General features: G+C 40.3%; 21 protein-coding genes and 1 riboswitch. Of the genes, 19 read left to right on the top strand and 2 right to left on the bottom strand.

Features of this window, described 5'->3' with window-relative positions:
- Positions 1–3: 3 nt before the first annotated feature.
- Positions 4–1,095, bottom strand: a complete 1,092-nt coding sequence (locus tag E2636_RS13720; protein ID WP_134210698.1) for a diguanylate cyclase — start codon at positions 1,093–1,095, stop codon at positions 4–6.
- An 854-nt stretch (positions 1,096–1,949) separates the two neighbouring features.
- Here E2636_RS13720 and E2636_RS13710 point away from each other — a divergent pair.
- Together E2636_RS13710 and argS are read left to right on the top strand one after the other, a co-directional pair.
- On the top strand, positions 1,950–2,372 hold the full coding sequence (locus tag E2636_RS13710; protein ID WP_134210696.1) for a YwiB family protein: 423 nt from the start codon (positions 1,950–1,952) through the stop codon (positions 2,370–2,372).
- Positions 2,369–4,036 carry an arginine--tRNA ligase gene (gene argS / locus E2636_RS13705; RefSeq protein WP_134210695.1) on the top strand — a complete coding sequence of 556 codons (1,668 nt, stop codon included), beginning with the start codon at positions 2,369–2,371 and terminating at the stop codon, positions 4,034–4,036. Before E2636_RS13710 ends, argS begins: the two co-directional genes overlap by 4 nt.
- Positions 4,037–4,657: 621 nt before the next feature.
- Here the strand turns inward: argS and E2636_RS13700 are convergent.
- On the bottom strand, positions 4,658–5,437 hold the full coding sequence (locus E2636_RS13700) for an alpha/beta fold hydrolase (RefSeq protein WP_134210694.1): 780 nt from the start codon (positions 5,435–5,437) through the stop codon (positions 4,658–4,660).
- Between the two features lie 283 nt (positions 5,438–5,720).
- A riboswitch (cobalamin riboswitch) is annotated at positions 5,721–5,908 on the top strand.
- A 168-nt stretch (positions 5,909–6,076) separates the two neighbouring features.
- Here E2636_RS13700 and E2636_RS13695 point away from each other — a divergent pair.
- The 17 genes from E2636_RS13695 to E2636_RS13615 all read left to right on the top strand — a co-directional run bounded on the left by E2636_RS13695 (position 6,077) and on the right by E2636_RS13615 (position 24,189).
- Positions 6,077–7,042 (top strand): ABC transporter substrate-binding protein, encoded by a 966-nt coding sequence (locus tag E2636_RS13695; protein ID WP_134210693.1) that lies wholly within the window; start codon positions 6,077–6,079, stop codon positions 7,040–7,042.
- Positions 7,035–8,030, top strand: coding sequence for a FecCD family ABC transporter permease (locus tag E2636_RS13690; RefSeq protein ID WP_134210692.1), 996 nt, complete (start codon positions 7,035–7,037; stop codon positions 8,028–8,030). The genes E2636_RS13695 and E2636_RS13690 overlap by 8 nt, the downstream gene beginning before the upstream one ends.
- Before the next feature lie 3 nt (positions 8,031–8,033).
- Entirely contained in the window at positions 8,034–9,500 is a 1,467-nt protein-coding gene (locus E2636_RS13685; RefSeq protein ID WP_134210691.1) for an adenosylcobinamide amidohydrolase, read from the top strand.
- Positions 9,501–9,502: 2 nt separating this feature from the next.
- A complete protein-coding gene (cbiB, locus tag E2636_RS13680; RefSeq protein ID WP_134210690.1) occupies positions 9,503–10,459 on the top strand; it encodes an adenosylcobinamide-phosphate synthase CbiB in 957 nt (318 codons plus the stop codon).
- Positions 10,446–11,516 (top strand): pyridoxal phosphate-dependent aminotransferase, encoded by a 1,071-nt coding sequence (locus E2636_RS13675; RefSeq protein ID WP_134210689.1) that lies wholly within the window; start codon positions 10,446–10,448, stop codon positions 11,514–11,516. The genes cbiB and E2636_RS13675 overlap by 14 nt, the downstream gene beginning before the upstream one ends.
- On the top strand, positions 11,498–12,064 hold the full coding sequence (locus E2636_RS13670; RefSeq protein WP_134210688.1) for a bifunctional adenosylcobinamide kinase/adenosylcobinamide-phosphate guanylyltransferase: 567 nt from the start codon (positions 11,498–11,500) through the stop codon (positions 12,062–12,064). Before E2636_RS13675 ends, E2636_RS13670 begins: the two co-directional genes overlap by 19 nt.
- 10 nt (positions 12,065–12,074) lie before the next feature.
- Positions 12,075–12,908 carry a cobyric acid synthase gene (locus E2636_RS13665; protein WP_134210687.1) on the top strand — a complete coding sequence of 278 codons (834 nt, stop codon included), beginning with the start codon at positions 12,075–12,077 and terminating at the stop codon, positions 12,906–12,908.
- On the top strand, positions 12,872–13,660 hold the full coding sequence (gene cobS / locus E2636_RS13660) for an adenosylcobinamide-GDP ribazoletransferase (RefSeq protein ID WP_243840648.1): 789 nt from the start codon (positions 12,872–12,874) through the stop codon (positions 13,658–13,660). Before E2636_RS13665 ends, cobS begins: the two co-directional genes overlap by 37 nt.
- Positions 13,633–14,229 carry a histidine phosphatase family protein gene (locus E2636_RS13655; protein ID WP_134210686.1) on the top strand — a complete coding sequence of 199 codons (597 nt, stop codon included), beginning with the start codon at positions 13,633–13,635 and terminating at the stop codon, positions 14,227–14,229. The genes cobS and E2636_RS13655 overlap by 28 nt, the downstream gene beginning before the upstream one ends.
- The gene (locus E2636_RS13650) at positions 14,181–14,579 is read left to right on the top strand and encodes a bifunctional adenosylcobinamide kinase/adenosylcobinamide-phosphate guanylyltransferase (RefSeq protein ID WP_134210685.1); all 399 of its coding nucleotides are present in this window, start codon (positions 14,181–14,183) and stop codon (positions 14,577–14,579) included. The genes E2636_RS13655 and E2636_RS13650 overlap by 49 nt, the downstream gene beginning before the upstream one ends.
- Positions 14,580–14,624: 45 nt before the next feature.
- A complete protein-coding gene (locus tag E2636_RS13645) occupies positions 14,625–15,215 on the top strand; it encodes a cob(I)yrinic acid a,c-diamide adenosyltransferase (RefSeq protein ID WP_134210684.1) in 591 nt (196 codons plus the stop codon).
- 3 nt (positions 15,216–15,218) lie between these two features.
- The gene (locus tag E2636_RS13640) at positions 15,219–15,701 is read left to right on the top strand and encodes an ECF transporter S component (protein ID WP_134210683.1); all 483 of its coding nucleotides are present in this window, start codon (positions 15,219–15,221) and stop codon (positions 15,699–15,701) included.
- Positions 15,698–16,372, top strand: coding sequence for a hypothetical protein (locus E2636_RS13635; protein ID WP_134210682.1), 675 nt, complete (start codon positions 15,698–15,700; stop codon positions 16,370–16,372). The genes E2636_RS13640 and E2636_RS13635 overlap by 4 nt, the downstream gene beginning before the upstream one ends.
- Positions 16,373–16,849: 477 nt before the next feature.
- Positions 16,850–18,076 (top strand): SGNH/GDSL hydrolase family protein, encoded by a 1,227-nt coding sequence (locus tag E2636_RS13630; protein WP_134210681.1) that lies wholly within the window; start codon positions 16,850–16,852, stop codon positions 18,074–18,076.
- A gap of 858 nt (positions 18,077–18,934) precedes the next feature.
- Entirely contained in the window at positions 18,935–21,088 is a 2,154-nt protein-coding gene (locus E2636_RS13625) for a (Fe-S)-binding protein (RefSeq protein ID WP_134210680.1), read from the top strand.
- Positions 21,089–22,092: 1,004 nt separating this feature from the next.
- A complete protein-coding gene (locus tag E2636_RS13620) occupies positions 22,093–23,286 on the top strand; it encodes an acetyl-CoA C-acetyltransferase (RefSeq protein ID WP_017379493.1) in 1,194 nt (397 codons plus the stop codon).
- A gap of 51 nt (positions 23,287–23,337) precedes the next feature.
- On the top strand, positions 23,338–24,189 hold the full coding sequence (locus tag E2636_RS13615) for a 3-hydroxybutyryl-CoA dehydrogenase (protein ID WP_134210679.1): 852 nt from the start codon (positions 23,338–23,340) through the stop codon (positions 24,187–24,189).
- Positions 24,190–24,200 lie beyond the last annotated feature (11 nt).

Here is a 24,200-nt window from a genome sequence, read left to right as displayed (position 1 = left end):
ACATCACACTTTTATATTGGTGTAATGGAAGACACGATTACGACCAGTTGCTTTTGCTTCATACAGGGCAGTATCTGCTGCACTATACAACTCATGGATGGTTGACCCATTATCAGGATACGAACTTACACCAACGGATAGGGTAATCGATACTTCTTGGTTGTTCGAAACATTAAAAGAACTACGCTCCACACTTGAGCGAATTTGTTCACCTAAATCAAGCCCCATTGCAGGTGGGAAATTAGGAATTAATAAAACAAACTGTTCTCCACCACTCCGAGTAACATGCCCTTCTTTTGGTGACACCAGGTTTTTTAGCCGTTCTCCTAACTCCTTCAATATTTCATCCCCAACAGGGTGGCCATACACATCGTTTACTTTTTTGAAGTGGTCAATGTCAATCGAAATCATGCAGAAGGGTTTAGTTGAATCTGTGATGAACGATCGAGTAAGTTGCTGAAACTTGCGGTTATTATAAACACCAGTCAAATAATCGGTTTCTGCCAATAATTCGGTATGCCGAATTTTCTTAAAATGCCCGCTTAATTCGATTAATATAAATAACACCATAAAGAATGAAAAAGTTGAGAATAATATAAAGTAAACAATTTGCAATAGAGTTCCACTATATTGATAAAATAAATAGCTGATAAGTAATACAGTTTGAGCAGTTGCATAATAAAAATAATATGGCGCATTTTTAAAGGTCATAGGGTATTTAAAAGAAAATGCGCCAATGACAATTCCTAAAATAATCACGTTTAATCCCGCTAAAAATCCCGAAGTCGTGAAGACATCATACATTAACATACGAGTCAACCCAATAATAAACCCTGTAACAATCGGAGCTATCGGTCCACCAAAAATTCCAGCAAATATTATAATTACATGTCTTGCGTCAACCTTTATCGTATCTGACAATTGAACGGATGTTTGCATTAAAACAAATCCTGCAAATCCAGCAATAATCCCAATGATATAGGGATGAGTTTTTGGAAAAGGATAGGTAGAACGGGCTACATCTTGGAAGGGCCAATAAGATAGGACAGCAAAGGTAAATAATATACAAAAATTAATAAGCAATTCCAAAAGCATTACTTTTCTCCCCTAAGACAAAAATTCTAGCGTCAGTATAGCATATCTATTAATCAAGTTGTATATATATTTACAGTTAATTACCAGTTAGCGAATATTATTCTAGAGGTTATGGTGACGCAGATTTCCATCCAAAGCTATCCGAAAACTCAAGATATGGCTTCTACTTTTTAGAACACCAGAAAGTATATAAAATTGATCTACCAACAACCCAGTGTTTTTAGTATATGAAGACTAACATGCTAAATCTGAATTTCTATGATGTGACTCTCGTTTATTCGATTCATGTGAAGTCATGATTTCCTTTTTTAGAAACGCAAGTTCCCTCCCTCTCAGTAGAAGTGAATTTTTTTCAGTGATTTATTCTTGTTTAGTAATCTTTAGATTTCACATATATGGGTGTGGGTACTTTCCTTTTACAAGATAGGACGATTTTTAATATTTATAAACTATATTTGATCACGGATATTTTATACAGGTGAATGATTGAAGTGGAAGGCGGCGACTCCGCGGGAAAAGCGAGACAGACGAGACCCCGCAGGTAGCGAACAGTGGGAACAAAGGCTAAAAACGCCACCTCGTGTGGCAACGCCTTTGTGACCAACATCCTGTTGGCCTGAGGAGGCTTGGCGATCGCCCCGCGGAACGCGTCCGCCTGTAACGGAAATCATACTGGAAACCAAAGTTGATACTGTGACTCACTTAAAGGGCAGGGCGCACTTTGTCTGGTTTTTCTAAAAAGTAATTTACGTCAATTTTCCAGGTTTTTCGTAAGGGAATTTGAAATCAAGTGCTACTATGACATATAATAAAAAGGTTATACTGAAAAACAAAAGGAAGCGGGTGGACTGATCATGAATAAGCAAGTAAAAGTAAAATTGAAAACGACCATCCAGCAACCAAATGAACAACCAGAAATTTATGAACTGTGGGTAACTGGCACTTATATTGAAAAAGGTGAGAGTGCCTATTTAAAGTACGAAGAAGTACAAGACGATAAAAACATAAAAACCATTGTCAAAATGGGTGAAACGGAAGCACTAATTTTACGAAGTGGTGGCATCAATATGCGCCTTCCATTAGTGAAAGAAACAGAGCAGACAGGAAGTTATGAAAGTGAATATGGTGTATTAATGGTCAAAACGATGACACGAAAAATAATGTTCGAAAAAAATAAACAAGACGGACAATTTATTGTTCAATATGATTTAAACGTTAGCGGACAATCCGTTGGCGAATACACACTCGAATTTCATTACATGGAGGAATCGCAATGAACGCAGTAGAACAAGTTCAACAATCTATAAAAGAAGCTGTACAAAAAGCCATCTTGAAATCGCAATTAACGGATGCAGAAGGTATGCCGGCTATTCAATTAGAAACTCCTCGCGACAAAGCAAACGGTGATTACGCAACGAATATTGCCATGCAACTGACAAAGCTAGCGAAGAAACCACCTCGCGCTATTGCGCAAGCGATTCTAGATAACCTAGAAACAGCAGGTACCGTTATTGAGAAAGTCGAGATTGCTGGTCCTGGATTTATAAACATTTCAACTCGTAAGGACTACCTCGCGGATGTTGTAAAAGCTGTATTAAAACAAGGTGCAGATTATGGTCGTTCTAAATCAGACGCTAGCGAAAAAATTCAAGTTGAGTTTGTTTCAGCGAATCCAACTGGTGATTTGCATCTAGGACACGCTCGTGGTGCTTCGGTTGGAGATTCTCTATGTAATGTCTTAGATTTTGCAGGCTATGATGTTTCACGTGAATACTATATTAATGACGCAGGAAAGCAAATTAACAACTTAGCGTATTCGTTAGAAGCGCGTTATAAGCAAGCTTTAGGTCAAGAGGCAGAAATGCCGGAAGATGGCTATCATGGCCAAGATATTATTGACATTGCACAAGCTCAGGCGAATGAGCACGGTGACGCTTTACTTCACAAAACTGCTGAAGAACGTTTTGCACATTTCCGTTCACATGGTCTTAAAATCGAACTTGCTAAACTTCAACAAGATTTAGCTGATTTCCGTGTTAGTTTTGATGAGTGGTATTCAGAAACTTCTTTATACGAAGATGGCAAGATTGAAGTCGCTTTAGATAAATTACGTGCGAATGGTCACGTGTTTGAAGAAGAAGGAGCAACCTGGTTCCGTTCAACAACATTTGGAGACGACAAAGACCGTGTACTTATAAAAAATGATGGTACATTCACTTATTTAACTCCAGATATCGCGTATCACGAAAATAAAATTGCACGCGGTTTTGATCGGTTAATTAATATTTGGGGTGCTGACCACCATGGTTATATCCCGCGCATGAAAGCGGCTATCCAAGCACTTGGAAATGATCGTGAAACGCTTGAAGTAAGTGTTATTCAAATGGTGCAATTGTACAAAGACGGCGAAAAAATGAAGATGAGTAAACGTACAGGTAAAGCTGTAACGATGCGTGAACTTGTAGAGGAAGTAGGCTTAGATGCTGTGCGTTATTTCTTTGCCATGCGTTCTGGCGATTCACATATGGATTTCGATTTAGATTTAGCTGTTTCACAATCAAATGAAAACCCTGTATACTACGCACAATATGCTCATGCTCGTATCAGCTCGATTTTGCGTGCTGGAAAAGAGCAAGGGTTCAGTGCGTCAGAGGAGCATTTGAATTTATTGCAAGCTGAAAAAGAAATTGATGTCTTGAAGAAGATGGGCGATTTCCCACAAGTCGTGGCAGAAGCAGCGAAAAACCGCTCGCCTCATAGAGTAGCGACGTATATTCAAGAACTTGCAGCAACTTTCCATAGTTTCTACAATGCAGAAAAAGTGTTAGACCCGACCAATGAAGACATGACACGTGCTCGACTTACTCTCATCACAGCAGTCCGCACTACGCTTGCCAACGCACTTCGTTTAATCGGTGTAAGCGCTCCTGAAAAAATGTAATAAATTTAAAAATGGCCATCCCGATTTTACATGGGATGGCTATTTTATTTTAAGTGATTTCGAGATGTTACTAACAGAAAACGTGTCAGTTGGCATGCCAACTGACACCATTTTTGCGCGTTTAAATTTTGTGTTAAACGCGAGAATGCTAGATAAGTGTGTAGTAATTTCACATAAAAGACAGCAAATGCTACATATCTCTCATCGAATTCGAGATAAACCAAAGCGAATGCTTGATATCCACCCGCGAAAATACGAGATAACAAGTGTCACGGTGCCAAACCTTCTATATAGAGCCCTATGTCACACTCTATCGTACATTAAATCTAGGCGAGCGTTAGCTCAGTTGTAATTATTCGGTATCACGTTGTAATTATGGAGGTTGACGTTGTAAAAATAAGTCTTCACGTTGTAAATATTAAGCTTCACGTTTTAATAGTTAAATAATGAAAACTATTTAGTCGATTGTAGCGTGAAATTTAAACAACTTCATCACGATAATCCTTCCCTGCGTGTTACATCTGAGAAATCCGACCACACCAATTAAGTTGTTGAAGACCCTCATAACAATACCCGCCAGCTGTTGCTTGGCGGGTATTGTTATGTTTATCTTTGAATCAACTATTTCTTATTTAAAAACTCTAAAACAAAATCCATATATAATAAATGTTGCTCTACATTCGGTGCGTGTCCAGATTGATTAAATTCAACAAACGTAGCATGTGGAATTAAGCGAGCGGTTTCACGTCCAACTTCTGGTGGATTTAACTCATCATGATTCCCGCTAATTACAAGTGTTTTAGCTGTCACTAAGTGCAAATCATGACGGAAATCAAACCCTTCTAAAGCTGCATTTGCTGCTACAATCTGATCAGCTTGTAGAGGAGAACTCTTTTTCGCAGCTTCTTTACTCCATTCACCGATTGCTCCCAAATCGTGAAACATATACGGAGATACTTTCATTACTTTCTGGGAAAATGACAGACCTTCTAATTGGTTCTGATACTTCAGAAACAACGCTTGCAAGGAAGATGTTTTTCCTTCTGGTTTAGTAGCAACTAAAATCATCTGCTTCACACGTTCAGGGGAAGCAATTGCAACTCCCTGTGCAATATAACTGCCCATCGATACGCCAATCAAATAGCTCGCATCAATTTCCAAATGGTCAAGTAAGCGCAACACATCGGCAATATGATCATCTAATGTATAAGCAACGGGTTTGTCGGAGTCCCCATGACCACGGGCATCCAGGACAATCGTACGAAAATACTTCCTAAATACATTTACATCCTCGTCAAACATATGTCGGTTACCTGTCAATCCATGCAATAGCAATAGCGGCTCACCCTCACCAAACTCTTCATAGACTAAGGAAACACCATTCGATTCAAATACGTTCACATGAACACCTCATATTCAGACTTTCCTGTATGACAATCTATATACCCCATTATGAAAAAAATACAACCATTCAAATATTTATAATAATGAACCGCAATCGTACCTTATTTTTATTCAAATAGGAGGGGGTTAACAACTAATACAAATAAACCATCCTGTAATTCCCTAAAGCGAAACTCTGATCGACTGACCAAATTAATTGTACTTTCATAAAAGGACCTTTCTTTATTTCTTAAAGGAGTTCTCGACACTCAAAGGAAATACTGTATAATAAAGTTGAATTACATAGTTTCAACACGAAGGTGCTCTGCTTTAATCGCAGAGTTAAAAGGGAAGTCGGTTCAACTCCGACGCGGTCCCGCCACTGTATGTGAGAGGAAAGCGCATCATGTCACTGAAGCATTTGCTTTGGGAAGACGCGCCATTCCATTGATCACAAGCCAGGAGACCTGCCTACGTGCGTAACGCCCGCAACCCTACGAGGATAGGAATGGTGTGAATCAGCTCATGCTCACTTTAGCAAAAGCTTATATTCTCCCAACCATCTTCCGACTATACGCGGAGGATTTTTTTATGCATTAAAATGAGTGTTTATTAAACGCTCAAGTCACACCCAACAGATCGAGGAGGAACACATTCATGAAGAAGATTTGGCAATTATGGCTCGCAACGGCGCTCGTAGCAATACTATTAACGGCATGTGGGCAAGAAGAAGCGACACCGGCACAACAAAAGGATACAGAAAAAACGGAAGCAGTAGAATCGGCATACCCAGTTACACTAACAGACGTGACGGATAATGAAATTACACTTAAAGAGGCACCGAAGGCAATTGTATCAATGATTCCTAGTAATACAGAAATCCTATTTGGTTTAGATTTAGGCGATAAAGTAGTTGGAGTTTCTGACTTTGACAACTTTCCAGAAGAAGCTGCAACAAAAGAAAAAATAGGTGGACAAGAATTCAATGTAGAGAAAATCATTTCTTTAAATCCTGACCTAGTACTTGCACATGAGTCAGGACTTGGAATGGGTGAAGCTGGCCTTCAACAACTGCGTGACGCAGGAGTAAATGTCTATGTAGTGAAAACCGCTATGAACTTTGAAGAAGTGTATGACACGATGATTACCATAGGACAAGCAACTGGTGCGATTACAGAAGCTGAAGAAATGGTACAAACGATGAAGGACGAAGTAGCAGCAATTCAAGAAAAAGCTTCAACAGTAGAAGCTAAGAAGTCCGTATTTATAGAAGTATCTCCAGCTCCAGAAATTTATACAGCTGGTAATAACACGTTCATGAATGAAATGATCCAGTTGTTGAATGCGGAAAATATTGCAGGAGACCAAGAGGGTTGGGTTAAAATGGACCCTGAAGAAATTGTCAATCGTAATCCTGATGTCATCATAACGACTTATGGTGGGTACACGCCAGATGCAACTGAGCAAGTGTTAACTCGCGTTGGTTTTGGCACAGTAACGGCTATTAAAAATAAAGAAGTTTTTGATGTGGATGGTGATAAGACAGGCCGTTCAGGTCCACGTTTAACAGAAGGTTTAGAAGAAATGGCAAAAGCAATTTATCCTGAGGTTTTCAGTGAATAAAACAGTATTTGCATATGTGGCTTCTATCTTTGTACTGATTGCTGCAGTGTTGATAGGGGTAACGGTTGGAACTGTACGGATTCCAATACAAGTTTTGTGGAATCCTAACTTGGATGAAGCGGCGTCAAATATCCTTTGGAATATTCGCCTGCCACGTGTGGTGTTAGCTGGTTTAGTTGGCTCCTCACTTGCTATGGCAGGGGCGGCTTTCCAAGGATTGTTGAAAAATCCGTTAGCCGATCCGTATACCTTAGGAGTGTCGTCCGGTGCCTCAGTGGGTGCCGTGGTGACGCTCTTTTTTGGAATATCAATCCCCTTTCTCGGCTTGTTCACACTACCAGTACTTAGTATGATAGGCGCTTTTTTAACGATAATCGTCGTCATGAGTTTTGCCAAGCTCATTGATCGTGCGATGAAAATGGAAACCATCATTCTTACAGGAATTATTTTTAGTTCATTTTTAGGATCTGTTTTATCTCTAATGATTGCACTATCAGGGGAAGAACTACGACAAATTATTGGTTGGTTACTAGGCAGTGTTTCTATGCGAGGTTGGCCGTATGTCACAATGGCATTACCATTTATGATTTTCGGTTTTCTTTTATTATGGCTTAATCGTAGAGAACTAAATGCACTGGTTTTTGGAGAAGAACGTGCCTCCCATCTAGGTGTAGATGTAAAGCGACGTAAAATGATGATATTAACAGGTGGCTCAATTTTAACTGGTGCAGCGGTTTCAGTTTCTGGAACCATTGGCTTTGTAGGTCTAGTCGTTCCACATATGACACGAATGTTATGGGGTTCGGATCACCGGCATGTATTGCCTTTATCGTTTATTAATGGAGCAACTCTACTCATTGTTTGTGACTTAGTGTCACGCACCATTATTTCACCATCGGAGCTGCCAATAGGCGTCATTACAGCCTTCATAGGCGCACCAGTTTTTGCTTTTATTTTTTGGAAACAACGAAGAAAGGTGAGTGCGTAATCAATGTTAAAAGTTCAAGGGTTAACAGGTGGTTACCACGAAGTGCCTGTCGTGAAAAATGTGTCATTTCAAGTAAATAAAGGTGAGATGCTAGGGATTTTAGGTCCGAATGGGAGTGGCAAGTCCACTTTACTGAAAATCATTAGTGGCGTACTTCCTTTAAAAACAGGTACGGTTGAATTAGATGGCAAGCCAATTAAAACATATGCTTCAAAAGAACTCGCTAAACATATGGCAGTGCTCCCTCAATTACACACGCATGCTTTTTCGCATACAGTTCGAGACACAGTATCACTTGGAAGATACCCACATCAAAGTGGATTCTTTTCTTCTTGGTCTGATAAAGATGAGAAGGCGATTCAAGATGCGATGCAATTAACCGAAGTGAAAGTTTATGAGAATGCCTATCTTGATGAACTTTCAGGAGGAGAACAACAGCGTGTTTTTGTAGCACAAGCACTTGCTCAGCAAGCGAAAATATTACTGCTGGATGAACCGACAAACCATTTAGACATTGCACACCAAAAGCAATTACTCGACACCATTAAAATGCAAGCCATTGAAAAAGGATTGACCATTATCTCTGTATTTCATGATATGAACTTGGCTTCTTTATATTGTGATCGTCTATTATTAATGGATAATGGAAGCATTAAAATAATGGGAGAACCGCATGCAGTACTTAAAGAAAAACAAATAGAAAGTGTTTATAAGGCTCGAATAAGCAGCTATCCACATCCGGAACAACCAAAACCACAAATCACCTTATTGCCTAATTTAGGTGAATTACAGGTGGATAGCTATATTACAAAAGATAATTTTACAGTGTCAAATGACTACGTCGTTCTACAAGCCAAAATGCCATTAAAATCAGTCTCTTCTGCTGTCGTAAATGCAGGTTCCGGTTGGTTTCGTTCATTTGTAAATCGTCATGTAAAAGCGGATTATGCATGTGATGATAGCACACAAGAGATGTTCGAATTTTTACATCAACATGGTTTTTCTACGACGGATACAGTGGGTATGATGACGGCCGTTCAAACGAAACATGTAGTCATTGAAGAATACAAAGGAACATTTGGATCCATTATTATTGCAGTTACAGCAGGTATTGGAAATGCGGTTGATGTGTCAAAAGCATTTGAACGCGAGGATATACCTTACGTCGGCACAATTAATACATGGATTATCATCAATGGGAAAATTTCAGATGAAGCATTTATCCAAGCGATGATTACCGCAACAGAGGCGAAAACAAAAGCGCTTCAACACGAAGATGTAAGAGATTCTTTAACAAATACACTTGCGACTGGGACGTCCACAGATAGTTTACTCGTAGCGGCTACTCAAAAAGGGGAGTTTTTACAGTATGCAGGACCTATTACTGAACTCGGGAAATGTATAGGGCGTGGCGTTTTCGAATGTACAACCCTTGCCATTAAACGCTATAAAGTAGCGAAAGGAATGTAAGTATGTCTGCTCATATCATCGCTCTTACAATTGGATTACTACTAGATAGAATAATCGGCGATCCCCCTAAATGGCCACATCCGGTCCGCTGGATGGGTCGCTTCATTTCCAAATTAACGACTTTGTTAAACAGGGGAAAACATCGTAAGTTCAAGGGGATTGTACTTTTAATGACGGTTGTGACTTTCACATTCACCTTTGTATTAGGTGTTTTGTCTGCAGCATACACAGTTAACTTTTTTTTAGGTATCGCTGTCGAAAGTATGATGTGTGCAGCCGGTTTTGCGCAAAAAAGCTTGAGAGTCGCAGCATTGTCCGTTTACAAACCGCTAGTTAAAGGTGACTTAAAAGAAGCTCGATTGAAAGTGTCGGAAATTGTCGGTCGTGATACCGCGAAGTTGTCTGAATCAGAAGTGACAAGAGCTGCCGTAGAAACAGTCTCAGAAAATACGAGTGATGGTATTACAGCACCCTTATTTTTTGCTTTTCTATTAGGCGCGCCTGGACTTTGGGTATATAAAGCAGTAAACACTCTCGATTCGATGGTGGGTTATAAAAATGAAGAATTCCGAGAGTTCGGCAAAGCTTCTGCCAAAATGGATGACATCTTGAACTATATTCCAAGCCGTATCACAGGGTATATCATCATTACGTGGACAAAAAATTTCAGTAAGCAAACATTTCGGTCACGCTTGAACGGCTGGTGGCAAGATGCGAAAAAGCATCCTAGTCCAAATAGTGGTTACTTAGAAGCTGCAACTGCCTATCAACTTGGCGTACAACTCGGGGGTAAAAGTACATATAAAGGCATTACATCTAAGCGTGCACGTATGGGAATCCCAGAAAACCCGCTCCGAGCGATTCACATTTTACATACCATTCGACAAATGCATATCGCCGTATTCCTATTCTGGTTGTGGATGATGTCGATAGGAGGTATTTTACGTGTCATTGCCTAATCATGGTGCAAATCCGCAACATGTCTATAACAGCCTTGGAATTACGCCGCCATGTCGTATTATCGACTTTAGTGAAAACGTCAATCCATTAGGACCACCTGATTCAATACAATCTGCCTGGAATAATTTCCAAAAGTTCATGAAGGTTTATCCAGATCCAGTAGGGGAACCTTTTCGCACAAAAATAGCGCAATATCACAATATTTCACCCGATTCTATTTTCGTCTCAAACGGAGCTTCAGAAGTATTTTCATTGCTTGCAGAGAAATACATGGGGAAGCAAGCCATTTTAATTCATCCAACTTTCTCCGAATATGGAGCGACTTTAAAAGCTCGTCATGTGGAAATAGTGAACTTGAAAATGCCTAATATTGTAACAGGCGAATTGCCGATTGCTGACATGAAAGAACATATGCACCATGCGGATGTTCTTTATTTATGTACACCAAATAACCCAACAGGTACTTTGCCAAAACGTAGTGTGATACGTGAGTTAATCCAATACGCCAAGATTTCAAACTGTGACATCGTGTTAGACGAAGCATTCATTGATTTCATTTCAGAGGAAGCATCGTTTATTTCTGATATTGATTCGGCACATGTAATTATTGTTCGCTCGATGACAAAAATGTACGCAATGCCAGGGCTGCGACTAGGATACATGGCAGCAGCACCTCATATTGTAGAAGAAATTCAGCGTCTAGCACCGCATTGGAATGTTAATAGGTTAGCAGCTGAAGTAGGTTCGCTCGTATTAAATGATGAGACGTTCCGTAAGAAAGCGATTCAACACAGTTTGAAGACATGTAAAGACATGACTGCCTTCCTAAAAGCTCAAGGATGTGAAGTAACGCAATCACAGGCCAATTTTTTATTGTTTAAATTACCACAATTAAACAAGGGGTTTTTTCCATATTTTTTACGGAAAGGCATTGTCCTTAGACATACAGAGAATTTCCGTGAACTAGATGGTCAGTGGTTTCGAATTGGTATGAAAAGCGAAGCGCAAATGGAAATCCTAAAAAGGGAGTTAACAGCATGGTTCGAGGCACATTAACATTTATTTCTGGTGGAGTTAGAAGCGGGAAGACGGCATTTGCCGAAAATTGGTTAATGGATCGAAATTGTTCTCGATTGATTTACCTCGCAACGGGCGTGGCATCTGACGATGAAATGCAACTTCGCATCAATCGTCATCAACAAGACCGAATCGCTTATAAAGAAAAATGGACGACGATTGAACAACCTCGTAAAATCGAAGAAATCATACCACACATCTTGCCTGGTGACGGTGTACTTTTCGATTGCGTCACGACTTGGTTGGCGAATGAATTATACGAAGGGTGGGCAACTGAAAACCCTTGTTTTAAACGTAATAACTGCATGGAAGAGAAACAACAGCAATTTCATAAAACGATTTCTTCATGGCTACATAACGGAGCAGATGTAGTAGTCATCTCCAATGAAGTATTAGATGAACCACTGTCAAACATATCAGATGTACTACTCTATCAACAATGGCTAGGTAGGCTTCATCAGTGGCTTGTCCAACAGAGCGATCATGCATTTGAACTGACGTATGGACTCGCAAAGAAGTGGAAATGAGGAGATACATATGAACGGAATCATGATTCAAGGAACAGCATCAAATGTTGGGAAAAGCATGATATGTAGTGCACTTTGCCGTTTATTTGCAAATGAAGGTTTTCATGTAGCACCATTTAAATCCCAAAATATGTCGACCTTTTCGACAAAGATAGCTAATGGATTAGAACTTAGTACGGCCCAATTTGCACAAGCACAGGCCGCTAAAGTCGAGCCACTTCCACAAATGAACCCAATTTTATTAAAGCCTTCTGGACATATGTCTTCGGAAGTTTGGTTGCTTGGTAAAAAAGTAAACGATATGCAAGCAATCGCTTACCGAGAAACCTTTTATGATGTTGGGTTACAGGTCATTAAGAAATCGCTCGAATTTGTTGATCAAAACTATGACGTCGTAGTTTTAGAAGGAGCAGGAAGTCCGGTTGAAATGAACTTAACCGATCGCGAACTTGTCAATATGAGCATCGCTGATTTAGCGGATGTACCGGTTATTTTGGTCGCTGATATTGAACGAGGTGGCGTTTTTGCTTCAATCGTTGGGACACTTGAATTACTTCCAAAAGCTCATCGAAATCGTGTAAGGGGCATTATTATTAATAAATTTCGTGGTGATATAGGTTTGTTTAATTCAGGAGTGTCATTTATAGAGTCCTATACAAAAATTCCTGTTCTCGGAGTGATCCCATTTATGGATAACCATGAAATTGAAGAGGAAGACTCATTTATTACTCATCATGATGTAGCATCCAAGACGTCAGGCGAAGATAAATATGATGAATGGGCTTACCACGTGGCAGCTCATCTCGATTGGCCACAAATAAAGGATATGGTAGAAAAACGATGATGCGTGGGATATTTCTTGCCCTGCAATTTTTCACTATTTTACCAGTGAATAAAGAACTAGAAATGGATCCCAAGTCAGTAACTGCAATGTTTACAACACTCCCGTGGATTGGGGTGTTAGTCGGGATATTCACCTCAAGTGTTTGGTTATTTTTTGACGCGAGTTCACTTTTCTTAGCGTTTATTATTGTGTTAATTGGGATTATTGTGTCCGGGGGACTACATCTCGATGGATTCGTGGATACAAGTGATGCCTTTTTTTCATATCGACGTATCGACAAACGTCACGAAATTTTAGCTGATCCACGCATCGGTGCTTTTGGGGCAATGGCTTTACTATTTTTTATTGTTGGAAAAATATTATTATTGGCAGAGATAATTTCGCACAACGGTATGAGATGGGAATGGTTAGTTGTCTTACCGTTTTTAGCGAGGGCAGGAATGTTGTACTACTTCATCAATACATCTGCAGCGCGGGACCGAGGACTGGCTGCATTCTTTAAAAAACGTTTTGATCATCGAGTATTGCTAGTCACCACGCTTCTTTCAATGGTAATAGGTGCAGGATTTATCATCGTTGTTGCTGGGAATATAGCAGTTGCCGTTAGTAGTTTAGTTGCTTTATTCATTTGTGCCCATGCATATAAGTATTGGACAAAGAAACATTTTGGAGGCGTCACAGGTGATGTATCTGGTGCTTTCGTTGAAGGGATGGAAGTTGTCTTATGGCTCGTGATTTTCAGCTTACTTTAATCCGTCACTTACCAACCTTAGCGAATCATGAGCGTCGATACATAGGCTGGAGCGATGAATCGATTATTCAGTCGTCACGGGTTTACGATAAAGCCACTTGGGGCCCAGCCGTTATTAATGGCAGCGATCTTCAACGTTGTCAAGAAACTGCCGTACTATTTTACCCGAAAACGCCCTACCAAGGTTCACCTGCATTTCGAGAAATGTCTTTTGGAGACTGGGAGTTACAGACGTATGAGGATTTGAAGGATGATCCTACTTATCAAAAGTGGTTATGTAATCCAGATGGTACAGCACCTCCAAATGGAGAGTTTTTACATGAAATGGCTTCACGCGTTCATATCGGATTGAAGAGTTTACTGCACGAGCATTCAGTTGTGGTGACGCATGGTGGACCAATTCGCTATGTACTCACGAAGTTTGCACCACAAGAAGATGATTTTTGGTCATGGGATGTCAAGCATGGTGACCAGTGGACTTTAAGCTGGTCGAGTAGGCAATGTTTTGAGGAGGGAAAGCGATGCGAGTCTTTGTCGGTGGAGCGTTTAATGGAAAGCGGACATATGTAAAGCAGCTCGTAATGGATCGAGATGAGCAATGGATTGAATGTGCAGAAGTGGACGATTTACCTCAAGCAGTTTCGAAAACGATTGTAGTTGTAGGCTTAGAAAATTTTGTGGAGCGCCATTTAGAAAGACCAGAAGAAGTTGTGATTGAAGATGTTATGAGGAAATTAACTTCATATCGAGAGCATAGTGATGTCATTGTGATTGTGACTGAAAATGGACGGGGAATCGTGCCGATAGTAGCAGAAACACGTGAACTTCGGGATCGCTGTGGCAGATTATCACAACAGATTTTCAAGGAAGCAACTGAAGTAACGCGCATTTGGTATGGCTTAACAGAAACATTAAAATAGAAGGATTGAGCAGACTTTTAAACTATATTAAAAGGGGGAAATATAATGAGAATATACACACGTACTGGGGACAAGGGACAAACAAGTTTAGTCGGTGCTCGCACAGATAAAGATGCACCGCGTGTGGAGACGTATGGCACGATTGATGAAGTGAACTCGTTTATTGGCAAAGCAATGACGGAACTGGATTCAGCGATCTTCAGTGATTTACTGACAGACTTAGAAGCAATTCAAAATGAATTATTCGATTGTGGTGGAGATTTATCAAACGTCAAGCCAAGTCGAACATATAAAATGTCAGAAGAGCCAGTAGAAGTACTTGAGAAGCGTATTGATGAATTAATGGAAGAAGCTCCATTGCTCGAACGATTTATTTTGCCAGGGGGATCGCCAGCTGCAGCAACACTGCACATCGCGCGGACGGTTACACGACGAGCGGAGAGACTAATGGTAACTTTGATGAAAGTAGAAGAGGACATTCCGACAGTCGTGCAACGTTATTTAAATCGTTTATCTGATTATTTATTTGCAGCTTCACGAGTCGCCAATTCACGGATAAATATTCGCGACAACGAATACGTACGTTCCGCTAAGGTATTTCGAAATGGTGGACGAGCGAAAAAAGTGGAGGAGTAAACGATGAATGTACGTTTATTGACGTTAACAGCGATGATTGCAACATTATGCGCGTTAGGTGCACTCGTGAAATTGCCTGTTGGAATTGGTACGGCAGCTTTAGACGCAGTGCCAGCTCTAGTTTCCGTAATGTTTTTGCCACCAGTATTTTCAGGTATAGCTGCATTAATTGGCCATTTAGTATCTGCATTATCGGCAGGGATGCCATTTGGTCCATTCCATGTGTTGATAGCTGCTGAAATGTTCGTGATTTTATGGGTCTTTGGGTTGCTACATCGTACAGGAAAAAACATGTGGAAATGGATATTTTTTGTGTTAGCAAATGGAGTACTTGCACCATTGCCGTTTTACTTCCTGATCGGACCAGCGTTCTTTTACGTGGCTGTCCCTTCATTATTAATAGCTTCTTGTTTAAACGCGGGAATTGCCATTATGTTGGCACCCTTAGTGAAACGAGTTTACAAGAGAGTAGTAGTCGTTAAATGAGAAATGCCATGAAATTGCCGAATGGTTTTGTGGTAACTACTGACAACGCTGGTGGTATTGGTGAAAAACAAGCCGACGTCGTGTATGCGCCGAATCATGTCGTCAGTTATTTTGCAGCTCGTGTTGCTTTACTCGAGCAATGGGCAGCGAATGCACAAGTGCAGTCTGTCATTATCCATAATTTTTCAGGTGAAGCCGCGTGGCAAGCTTACATGGATGGGGTGCAACGTCTATTTGATGAAGTTAATTTAGGGCAAATCTTAATAATTGGCAGTAGTGAAACTAATATGGAGCTTTTACAGTCAGCTATGTCAGTCACGATGATTGGTAGTAGCAAAGAAATTGAGGATTGTGACGTTACCTGGTTTATTTATGGTCAACCTTGCGTAGGTAGTGAAGTACTTGAAAATGCCAAAAATTTCGCGGATTTGAAAAAGTTGAAGGAAGCAATTGGCCAAGGTTGGGTGAAGAAGGTTTGGCCAGTCGGTTCAAAAGGGATTCAATCAGAGGTTGGAGCTTTGTTTGCAGATGATACAATAGTTGTGATTTCGGAGTTAGATGTGGGAAAGTCTGCGGGACCGAGTACTGTTGTTCTTTTAGGAGTTCAGCGTGAATCAGTCGAATTAGCAAGGCAATATTTTGGAGATGAATTTCGAGATTTAGTTGTGTGAGATAAATGCTATTCCAATTTGCATTAACTAGGTTTCTGGTTCGCTATGTATGGACTGCAAACCTGCTACACGATAGCCTAAAGAATGAAAAGAGAATCGCGAAGTGACAACATCACTTCGCGATTCTTTTTTGCTTTCTTTAAAGGAACTGGTGGGGATATGCTGAAGAATGTTAAAATGAAAACCGAAGTAAAGTTTCACATTAAGAAAAGTGTTTATAAATATCTATGAAACTAAAAAAATCCTTCTACACGCTGATTTCCGTTCCGAGCGGACGCGTTCCGTGGGGCGTGCGGTGAGCCGTGTCCGCGGAAAGCGTCCATCTAGAACGGAAAGCAACGGGATATACTGACTTTCTGGACAGTCCCTCGACAAATTAATAAATCAATTATAGCCGACTAAAATTCTTTACCAACGACATTTGACAAAGAACCATAAGGAGCAATATCTGACATCAATATAAAGGGAGAGATAATTATGAGGCGTGTACTATATATTTTTTTCACCATTATTATTATCTTCTTAAGCGTGTATGGAGTTAGTGAGTGGAAATCTTCAAATGAAAAAAAACCGGTTGTAGGAAATTGGGTAGGAACATGGAGCGCAAGTATGCAAGCATCTTATGAAGATGGAGTTTCTCATAAAGGGTTTGAAAATCAAACCGTTCGTTCAATCATCCATCCTCATATAGATGGCAAAAAGATGCGGATACGTCTATCTAATACATTTGGTTCTGAACCGCTGTCTATCGAAGAGATACACGTGGCGGTTTCAAAAAGTGGGTCTGGTATTGTTCCTGGAACAGATCAACAGGTTACATTTGGGGGCGAACAAAATGTAACAATCCCTCCTGGTGCGAAAGAATTTAGTGATCCAATATCCTTTGAGGTTAACAGTGAAGAAAATCTGGCGGTCAGTCTTTATGTTCGTGATAAAACAGGACCTACAACATGGCATCCTCGTTCTATGCAAACTACATATATTTCAACTGGAAAGCATGTTTCAGACTCTGATGCTTCGGCTTTTAAAACGAAAGAAGATGCATGGTTTTGGTTGGATGGGGTGGACGTTATACCAGATCCTTCTGTAATGGGTGCCATTGTTGTATTGGGAAGTTCCATTGCTAATGGAAATCGTTCTACAGTGGATGCCAGCCGTCGATGGCCTGATTATTTAGCGAAACGATTAAATCAAAATAATTCGGATATCAAAATGTCTGTTTTGAATGCAGGAGTCTCTGCCAATCATTTGATCAACAATAGGCCAGATAATGGTGAGAGTGCATTGGAAAGGCTCGAGCGGGATGTTTTTAGTCAAACAGGCGTCAAGGCACTGATTTTGCACCAAGGCTTGAATGATATTAGACATTATCCGGAATATGATTCAGAAAAAGTTATTGAGGGAATGGTACAAATCATTAATTCTACTCATGATCAAGGCCTTAAAATTTATGGTGGGACTTTAACTCCTTTTAAAGGTTCAGGAATGTACACATCACAAGGGGAAAAAACTCGTCAGGAGGTAAATCACTGGATCAAGAATAGTGGAGAGTTTGATGGAGTGATAGATTTTGACAAAGCACTGAGGGATCCTAAAGAGCCTGAACGCTACCTTCCAAAATATGACGCTGGGGATCATCTACATCCCAACGATGCTGGGTATAAGAAAATGGCTGAGACTGTTGACCTTTCAACATTTAAATAGGTTGAAAGGTTGGTGATAGAAGAACATTCTGTCTCAAACCTGCTGCACAATAAACCCGTTATTTTGTTAAGATACCTAACCCGACAGAAAAGAGCCATGGAGTGAACCTGGCGAAATGGCTTCCATGTAGATCTACCTTGTGGGCCAACTGGAAAGAGAAATGGGGCTGTCTAATAAGTCCTTAAAATAGGTAAGGTATTTACTTATTTTTCTAATTGTGCTGGTGTAACCTATTCGCCCAGTTCTTCAATCCTAGATTGAATGTATTCAGATTCTGTTATGTCCTTGATTTGATGAATCGATTTTCGGATGCTTTCTTTCAACTTACATTCGATACTCTTCAATCGTCTTTATAGTGAGAATAGAATACTTTGTGATCAATCGACTCAATCGTTTTATCAATCACTCGTGAAACATGGTTACCCAGTTTTTCTTGCGACGAGGAGAGTCACGGACCGCCCGCCTGTTTCTGTTTCTGTTTCTGCATCGCTTTGCTAGCTTCGAAACATGAAAGTGAGTTGTAATGGAAATCGACAGCCATATTGGTTACACTACACATTTCAGTAAATTAAATTGTGTGGAAAAGATGAATATTAAAAAAGTATGCGAGAATAAGCGTATATGAAATTCAGGAGTATACATATAAATGCGAGATAAGTCCTAACCGTTAGATTGTTGCTAATATGGGATATAGCAGAAATCAGATACAGTATAATTTCTTTATTTTTCCTATTGACTGAATGCTCATTCAGTCTTAAACTTAAAGTTAGCATCGACAACATACCAACAATCTACTAAAATGATGGTATTACTATAAGAACAAATATAATTTTAATATATAGAAAAGGGGAGAAGGAGATGAACCTGCTTTTAATTATTAACTGGGTCTTATTTTTAGCTGTAACCGCTTACGCACTTGGTTTATTTACTTATTTACTGAAAACTCGCTACGATTTCATTAAACTCGGACAAAAAGTCGAGTTTGAGGACAATTTGAAAGAGCGTATGCGTAAAATTTGGGTGAATGTATTTGGACAAAAGAAATTATTGAAAGATAAGAAAAGTGGAATTATACACGTAATGTTCTTCTACGGATTCCTACTTGTGCAATTTGGAGCAATTGATTTCATATGGAAAGGGCTAAATCCTGGATCTCATTTACCACTTGGAGCGGTTTATCCTGCTTTTACATTCTTTCAAGAAATCGTCACGTTAACTATTCTAGTTGCAGTTGTATGGGCATTCTACCGCCGCTACATTGAAAAATTAGTGCGTTTAAAACGCGGATGGAAATCAGGTCTTGTACTTATTTTCATTGGTGGATTAATGGTATCGGTATTAGTAGGAAACGGAATGGGTATGATTTGGCATGACCACGCAGCAACTTGGTCAGAACCTGTAGCTTCCGGTATTGCCATGATCTTTAGTTTATTACCCGAGGCAGCTGTCATCACTATATTCTATGCAATGTGGTGGGTTCACTTACTATTCTTGCTAGCATTCTTGGTATATGTACCTCAGTCGAAACATTTCCATTTAATTACTGGACCTGCAAATACGTACTTCAACCGTGTTGATAATGTTGGGAAACTTCGTCCAATTGATTTCGAAGTGGAAGAGGACGAAGAAGCAGCAGATGAAGAAGAAACGACGTTTGGTGTCGGTAAAATTCAAGACTTTAGTCAAAAACAAATGATTGACCTTTACGCATGTGTAGAATGTGGTCGTTGTACAAATATGTGTCCAGCTACGGGAACAGGGAAAATGCTGTCACCGATGGACTTAATTACGAAACTTCGTAATCATTTAACAAATACAGGTGCTGTCCTGACGAAACAAAAACCGTGGGTACCAGCAATGGCCTTTGCTAATACGCAAGGTAACCAACTAGCGGTTGCTGCTCGTGTTGATGGTGCAGTTATTGAAGACATTTACAATCCAGCATTAATTGGTGAGGTCATTACAGAAGAAGAACTTTGGGCTTGTACGACTTGTCGTAACTGTGAAGATCAATGTCCAGTAATGATTGAACACGTATCCCACATTATCGACCTTCGCCGTTACTTAGTAATGACAGAAGGACGTATGAATCCGGACGCCCAGCGCGCGATGACAAACATCGAACGTCAAGGAAATCCATGGGGTCTTAACCGTAAAGAGAAAGAAAAATGGCGTGACGTACGTCCAGATGTGAAGATTCCAACAGTCAAAGAAGTATCAAAAGCTGGCGAAGAATTTGAATTCTTATTCTGGGTTGGCTCAATGGGTTCATTTGACAATCGTTCACAAAAAATCGCTTTAGCATTCGCACGATTAATGAATGAAGCGGGTGTTAAATTCGCAATTCTTGGAAACAAAGAAAAGAACTCTGGCGACACACCTCGTCGTTTAGGAAATGAATTCTTATTCCAAGAACTCGCTACAGCAAATATTTCTGAGTTTGAAAAAGCAGGCGTCACAAAGATCGTTACAATCGATCCGCATGCTTATAATATTTTCAAAAATGAATACCCTGATTTCGGTTGGAGTGGAGAAGTGCTTCACCATACAGAAATGTTGTTTGATTTAGTGCAACAAGGTCGCCTAAAACCACAATATTCAATTGATGAAACCATTACCTTCCATGATTCATGTTACTTAGGGCGTTACAATGATGTGTACGATCCACCACGTGAAATCTTACGTGCAATCCCAGGTGTTAAGCTTGTGGAAATGGAACGTAACCGCGAAACAGGAATGTGCTGTGGAGCAGGAGGCGGAATGATGTGGATGGAAGAACATGTTGGGAATCGTGTAAACGTTGCACGTACAGAACAAGCACTTGAAGTAAACCCGACGATGATTTCATCAGGATGTCCATACTGTTTAACGATGCTTTCAGATGGAACGAAAGCAAAAGAAGTAGAAGAGACGGTAGGCACATACGATATCGCCGAATTACTAGAACGTTCAGTACTAGGAGATTATTTGCCGCCAGTTGAAGAAGAAGAAGTAGAACCTGTAATACACTGAAAAGCGTAGAAGCCCACTCAAGCTCATCACCGGCGCTGGAAGAAACGAATCGAAAACTCGTTTTCGAATGAGTTTCTGAAGCTTAGGTGTGAGCTGGGCTTCGGAGCTAGACAACACTGAAAAGCGTAGAAGCCCACTCAAGCTCATCACCGGCGCTGGAAGAAACGAATCGAAAACTCGTTTTCGAATGAGTTTCTGAAGCTTAGGTGTGAGCTGGGCTTCGGAGCTAGACAACACTGAAAAGCGTAGAAGCCCACTCAAGCTCATCACCGGCGCTGGAAGAAACGAATCGAAAACTCGTTTTCGAATGAGTTTCTGAAGCTTAGGTGTGAGCTGGGCTTCGGAGCTAGACAACACTGAAAAGCATAGAAGCCCACTCAAGCTCATCACCGGCGCTGGAAGAAACGAATCGAAAACTCGTTTTCGAATGAGTTTCTGAAGCTTAGGTGTGAGCTGGGCTTCGGAGCTAGACAACACTGAAAAGCATAGAAGCCCACTCAAGCTCATCACAGGCGCTGGAAGCAAGGTTTCCTTTGCGACGAGTAACCGCAGGAGCAAACGAATCGAAAACTCGTTTTCTCGGATAACGGAAGGAAGGCTAAATGCCCGACATCGTGTCGGAACGCCTTCCTGACCCACATCGTGTGGGCCCAAGCTTAGGTGTGAGCTGGGCTTCTGAGATAGCGAATAATTAATTTGATAAATTTGTGAATTCTAAGTATAATAAGATTAAATAGAAAAGGGAGTCGTTGTGCTCCCTTTTTATTTAATGTTTTGTCGAGCGAGCGTTCAGTCAATGTCGATTCGTAGCTAGAATTGTCAAATTACAACGTCAACTCGAATATTTACAACTAGAGCATAGATAAATACAACTAAACAGCTTAAAATTACAACTAGAGCATAACAATCAATCTATCAACACAACTTATACCGAACACTCTCATTTGGTTTATTTCTTGATAACAGAAAACTGAAAGCGTATACAAAAAAAGGGGGAAATAATAATGACAAGAACAGTTATTTTAGATGGAGCACGTACAGCATTTGGGAAAATGGGAGGAGCAATGGCTTCACTTACAGCGAGCGATTTAGGTGGCGTTGCCATTAAAGAAGCGTTACACCGCGCAGGCGTTGCACCAGATTCAGTCGATGAAGTCATTATGGGATCAGTTCTTCAAGCTGGACAAGGACAAATTCCATCTCGTCAAGCTGCTACAAAAGCAGGAATTCCTTGGGGTGTCAAAACAGAAACGATTAACAAAGTATGTGCATCTGGAATGCGCGCAGTTACGTTAGGTGATCAACTCATTCGTTTAGGTGAAGAACAAACAATCGTTGCGGGTGGCATGGAGTCCATGTCAAATGCACCATATTACTTACCTAAAGGTCGATTTGGCTTACGCATGGGCGATGCACAAATGATTGATGGCATGATTTATGATGGTCTATCTTGTTCATTCGATCCAAAGCATGTACACATGGGCACATATGGTAACTTAACAGCTGAGAAATTCGAGTTGTCACGAGAAGCACAAGATGCATGGTCATTGCGTAGCCATGACTTAGCATTAAAAGCAATTGACAACGGGACGTTCGCTGAAGAAATTACACCCGTCGAAATTCCTCAACGTAAAGGTGAAGCAATCATATTTGACCAAGATGAAGGTCCTCGTCGTGGGTCGTCTTTAGAGTCACTTTCAAAATTAAAACCAGCATTTGGTAAAGAAGGTACAATTACAGCGGGTAACGCACCTGGTGTTAATGATGGAGCTGCAGCACTAGTGCTAATGAGTGAAGAAAAGGCCAATGCAGAAGGTAAAACGCCTCTAGCTTATATTATTGGACATGCGGAAGTAGCAATTGAACCAGAAAACTTCCCACAAACACCTGGCCTTGTTATTAATTCGATTTTAGAAAAAACAGGCAAGTCACTAGAAGAAATCGACTTATTTGAAATCAACGAAGCGTTTGCTGCTGTTGCTTTAGCATCTGCACAAATTGCCAACTTAGATAAAGAAAAAGTAAATGTAAACGGTGGAGCTGTTGCACTTGGTCACCCAATTGGGGCAAGTGGAGCCCGCGTTATCTTAACATTAGCTTATGAATTAAAACGTCGTGGTGGCGGAATTGGAATTGCGGCTATTTGTTCTGGCGGCGGACAAGGCGATGCGGTTATGATCGAAGTTCCTAAAGCTTAAAAAGAAAAGCTAGATAGATGTGAAAGCGTAAATTAGAGGGGGACATTATAGTTGGATATTCAAAAAATACTCGTAATCGGAGCAGGTCAAATGGGTTCAGGTATTGCACAAGTATGTGCACAAGCTGGATTTGATGTAAAATTAAATGACATGAAAGAAGAGTTTTTCCAACGGGGTTTGGCAAATATCACGAAAAATTTATCTCGTAACGTAGAAAAAGGACGAATGACGGAAGATGAAAAAACTCAAGTATTATCACGTATTACAAAATCACTTGATCTAAATGACGCATCTGATGTTGATTTAGTTATTGAAGCAGCAGTTGAGAACATGGAAATTAAACAGAAGATTTTCAAACAACTCGATGAAATTACGCCAAAACATGCGATTTTAGCTTCAAACACATCTTCATTACCAATTACTGAAATTGCCGCTTCAACTAAGCGTCCAGAACAAGTTATCGGTATGCACTTTATGAATCCGGTACCAGTAATGAAGCTGGTTGAAATCATTCGCGGGCTAGCAACTACTGATGAAGTGTACAAATCGATTGAAGATATGACTAAAAAAGTAGGTAAAGTCCCGGTAGAAGTTAATGACTTTCCAGGTTTCGTTTCAAACCGTATCCTAATGCCGATGATTAACGAAGCAATTTACACATTGTACGAAGGTGTCGCGACAAAAGAAGCAATTGATGATGTCATGAAACTTGGGATGAATCATCCAATGGGACCTCTACAATTAGCCGACTTTATCGGTCTTGATACTTGTTTATATATTATGGAAATCTTGCATGAAGGCTTTGGCGACAGTAAGTATCGCCCATGTCCGTTACTACGTAAATATGTAAAAGCTGGCTGGTTAGGTAAGAAAACAGGCCGCGGCTTTTATATGTACGAATAGGAGAATTAAAA

Origin of the sequence: Paenisporosarcina antarctica, from assembly GCF_004367585.1 — a bacterium.
Taxonomy (GTDB): domain Bacteria; phylum Bacillota; class Bacilli; order Bacillales_A; family Planococcaceae; genus Paenisporosarcina; species Paenisporosarcina antarctica.
Note: the sequence above shows the minus strand (reverse complement) of the source record. Positions and strands in the feature narration are given on the sequence as shown.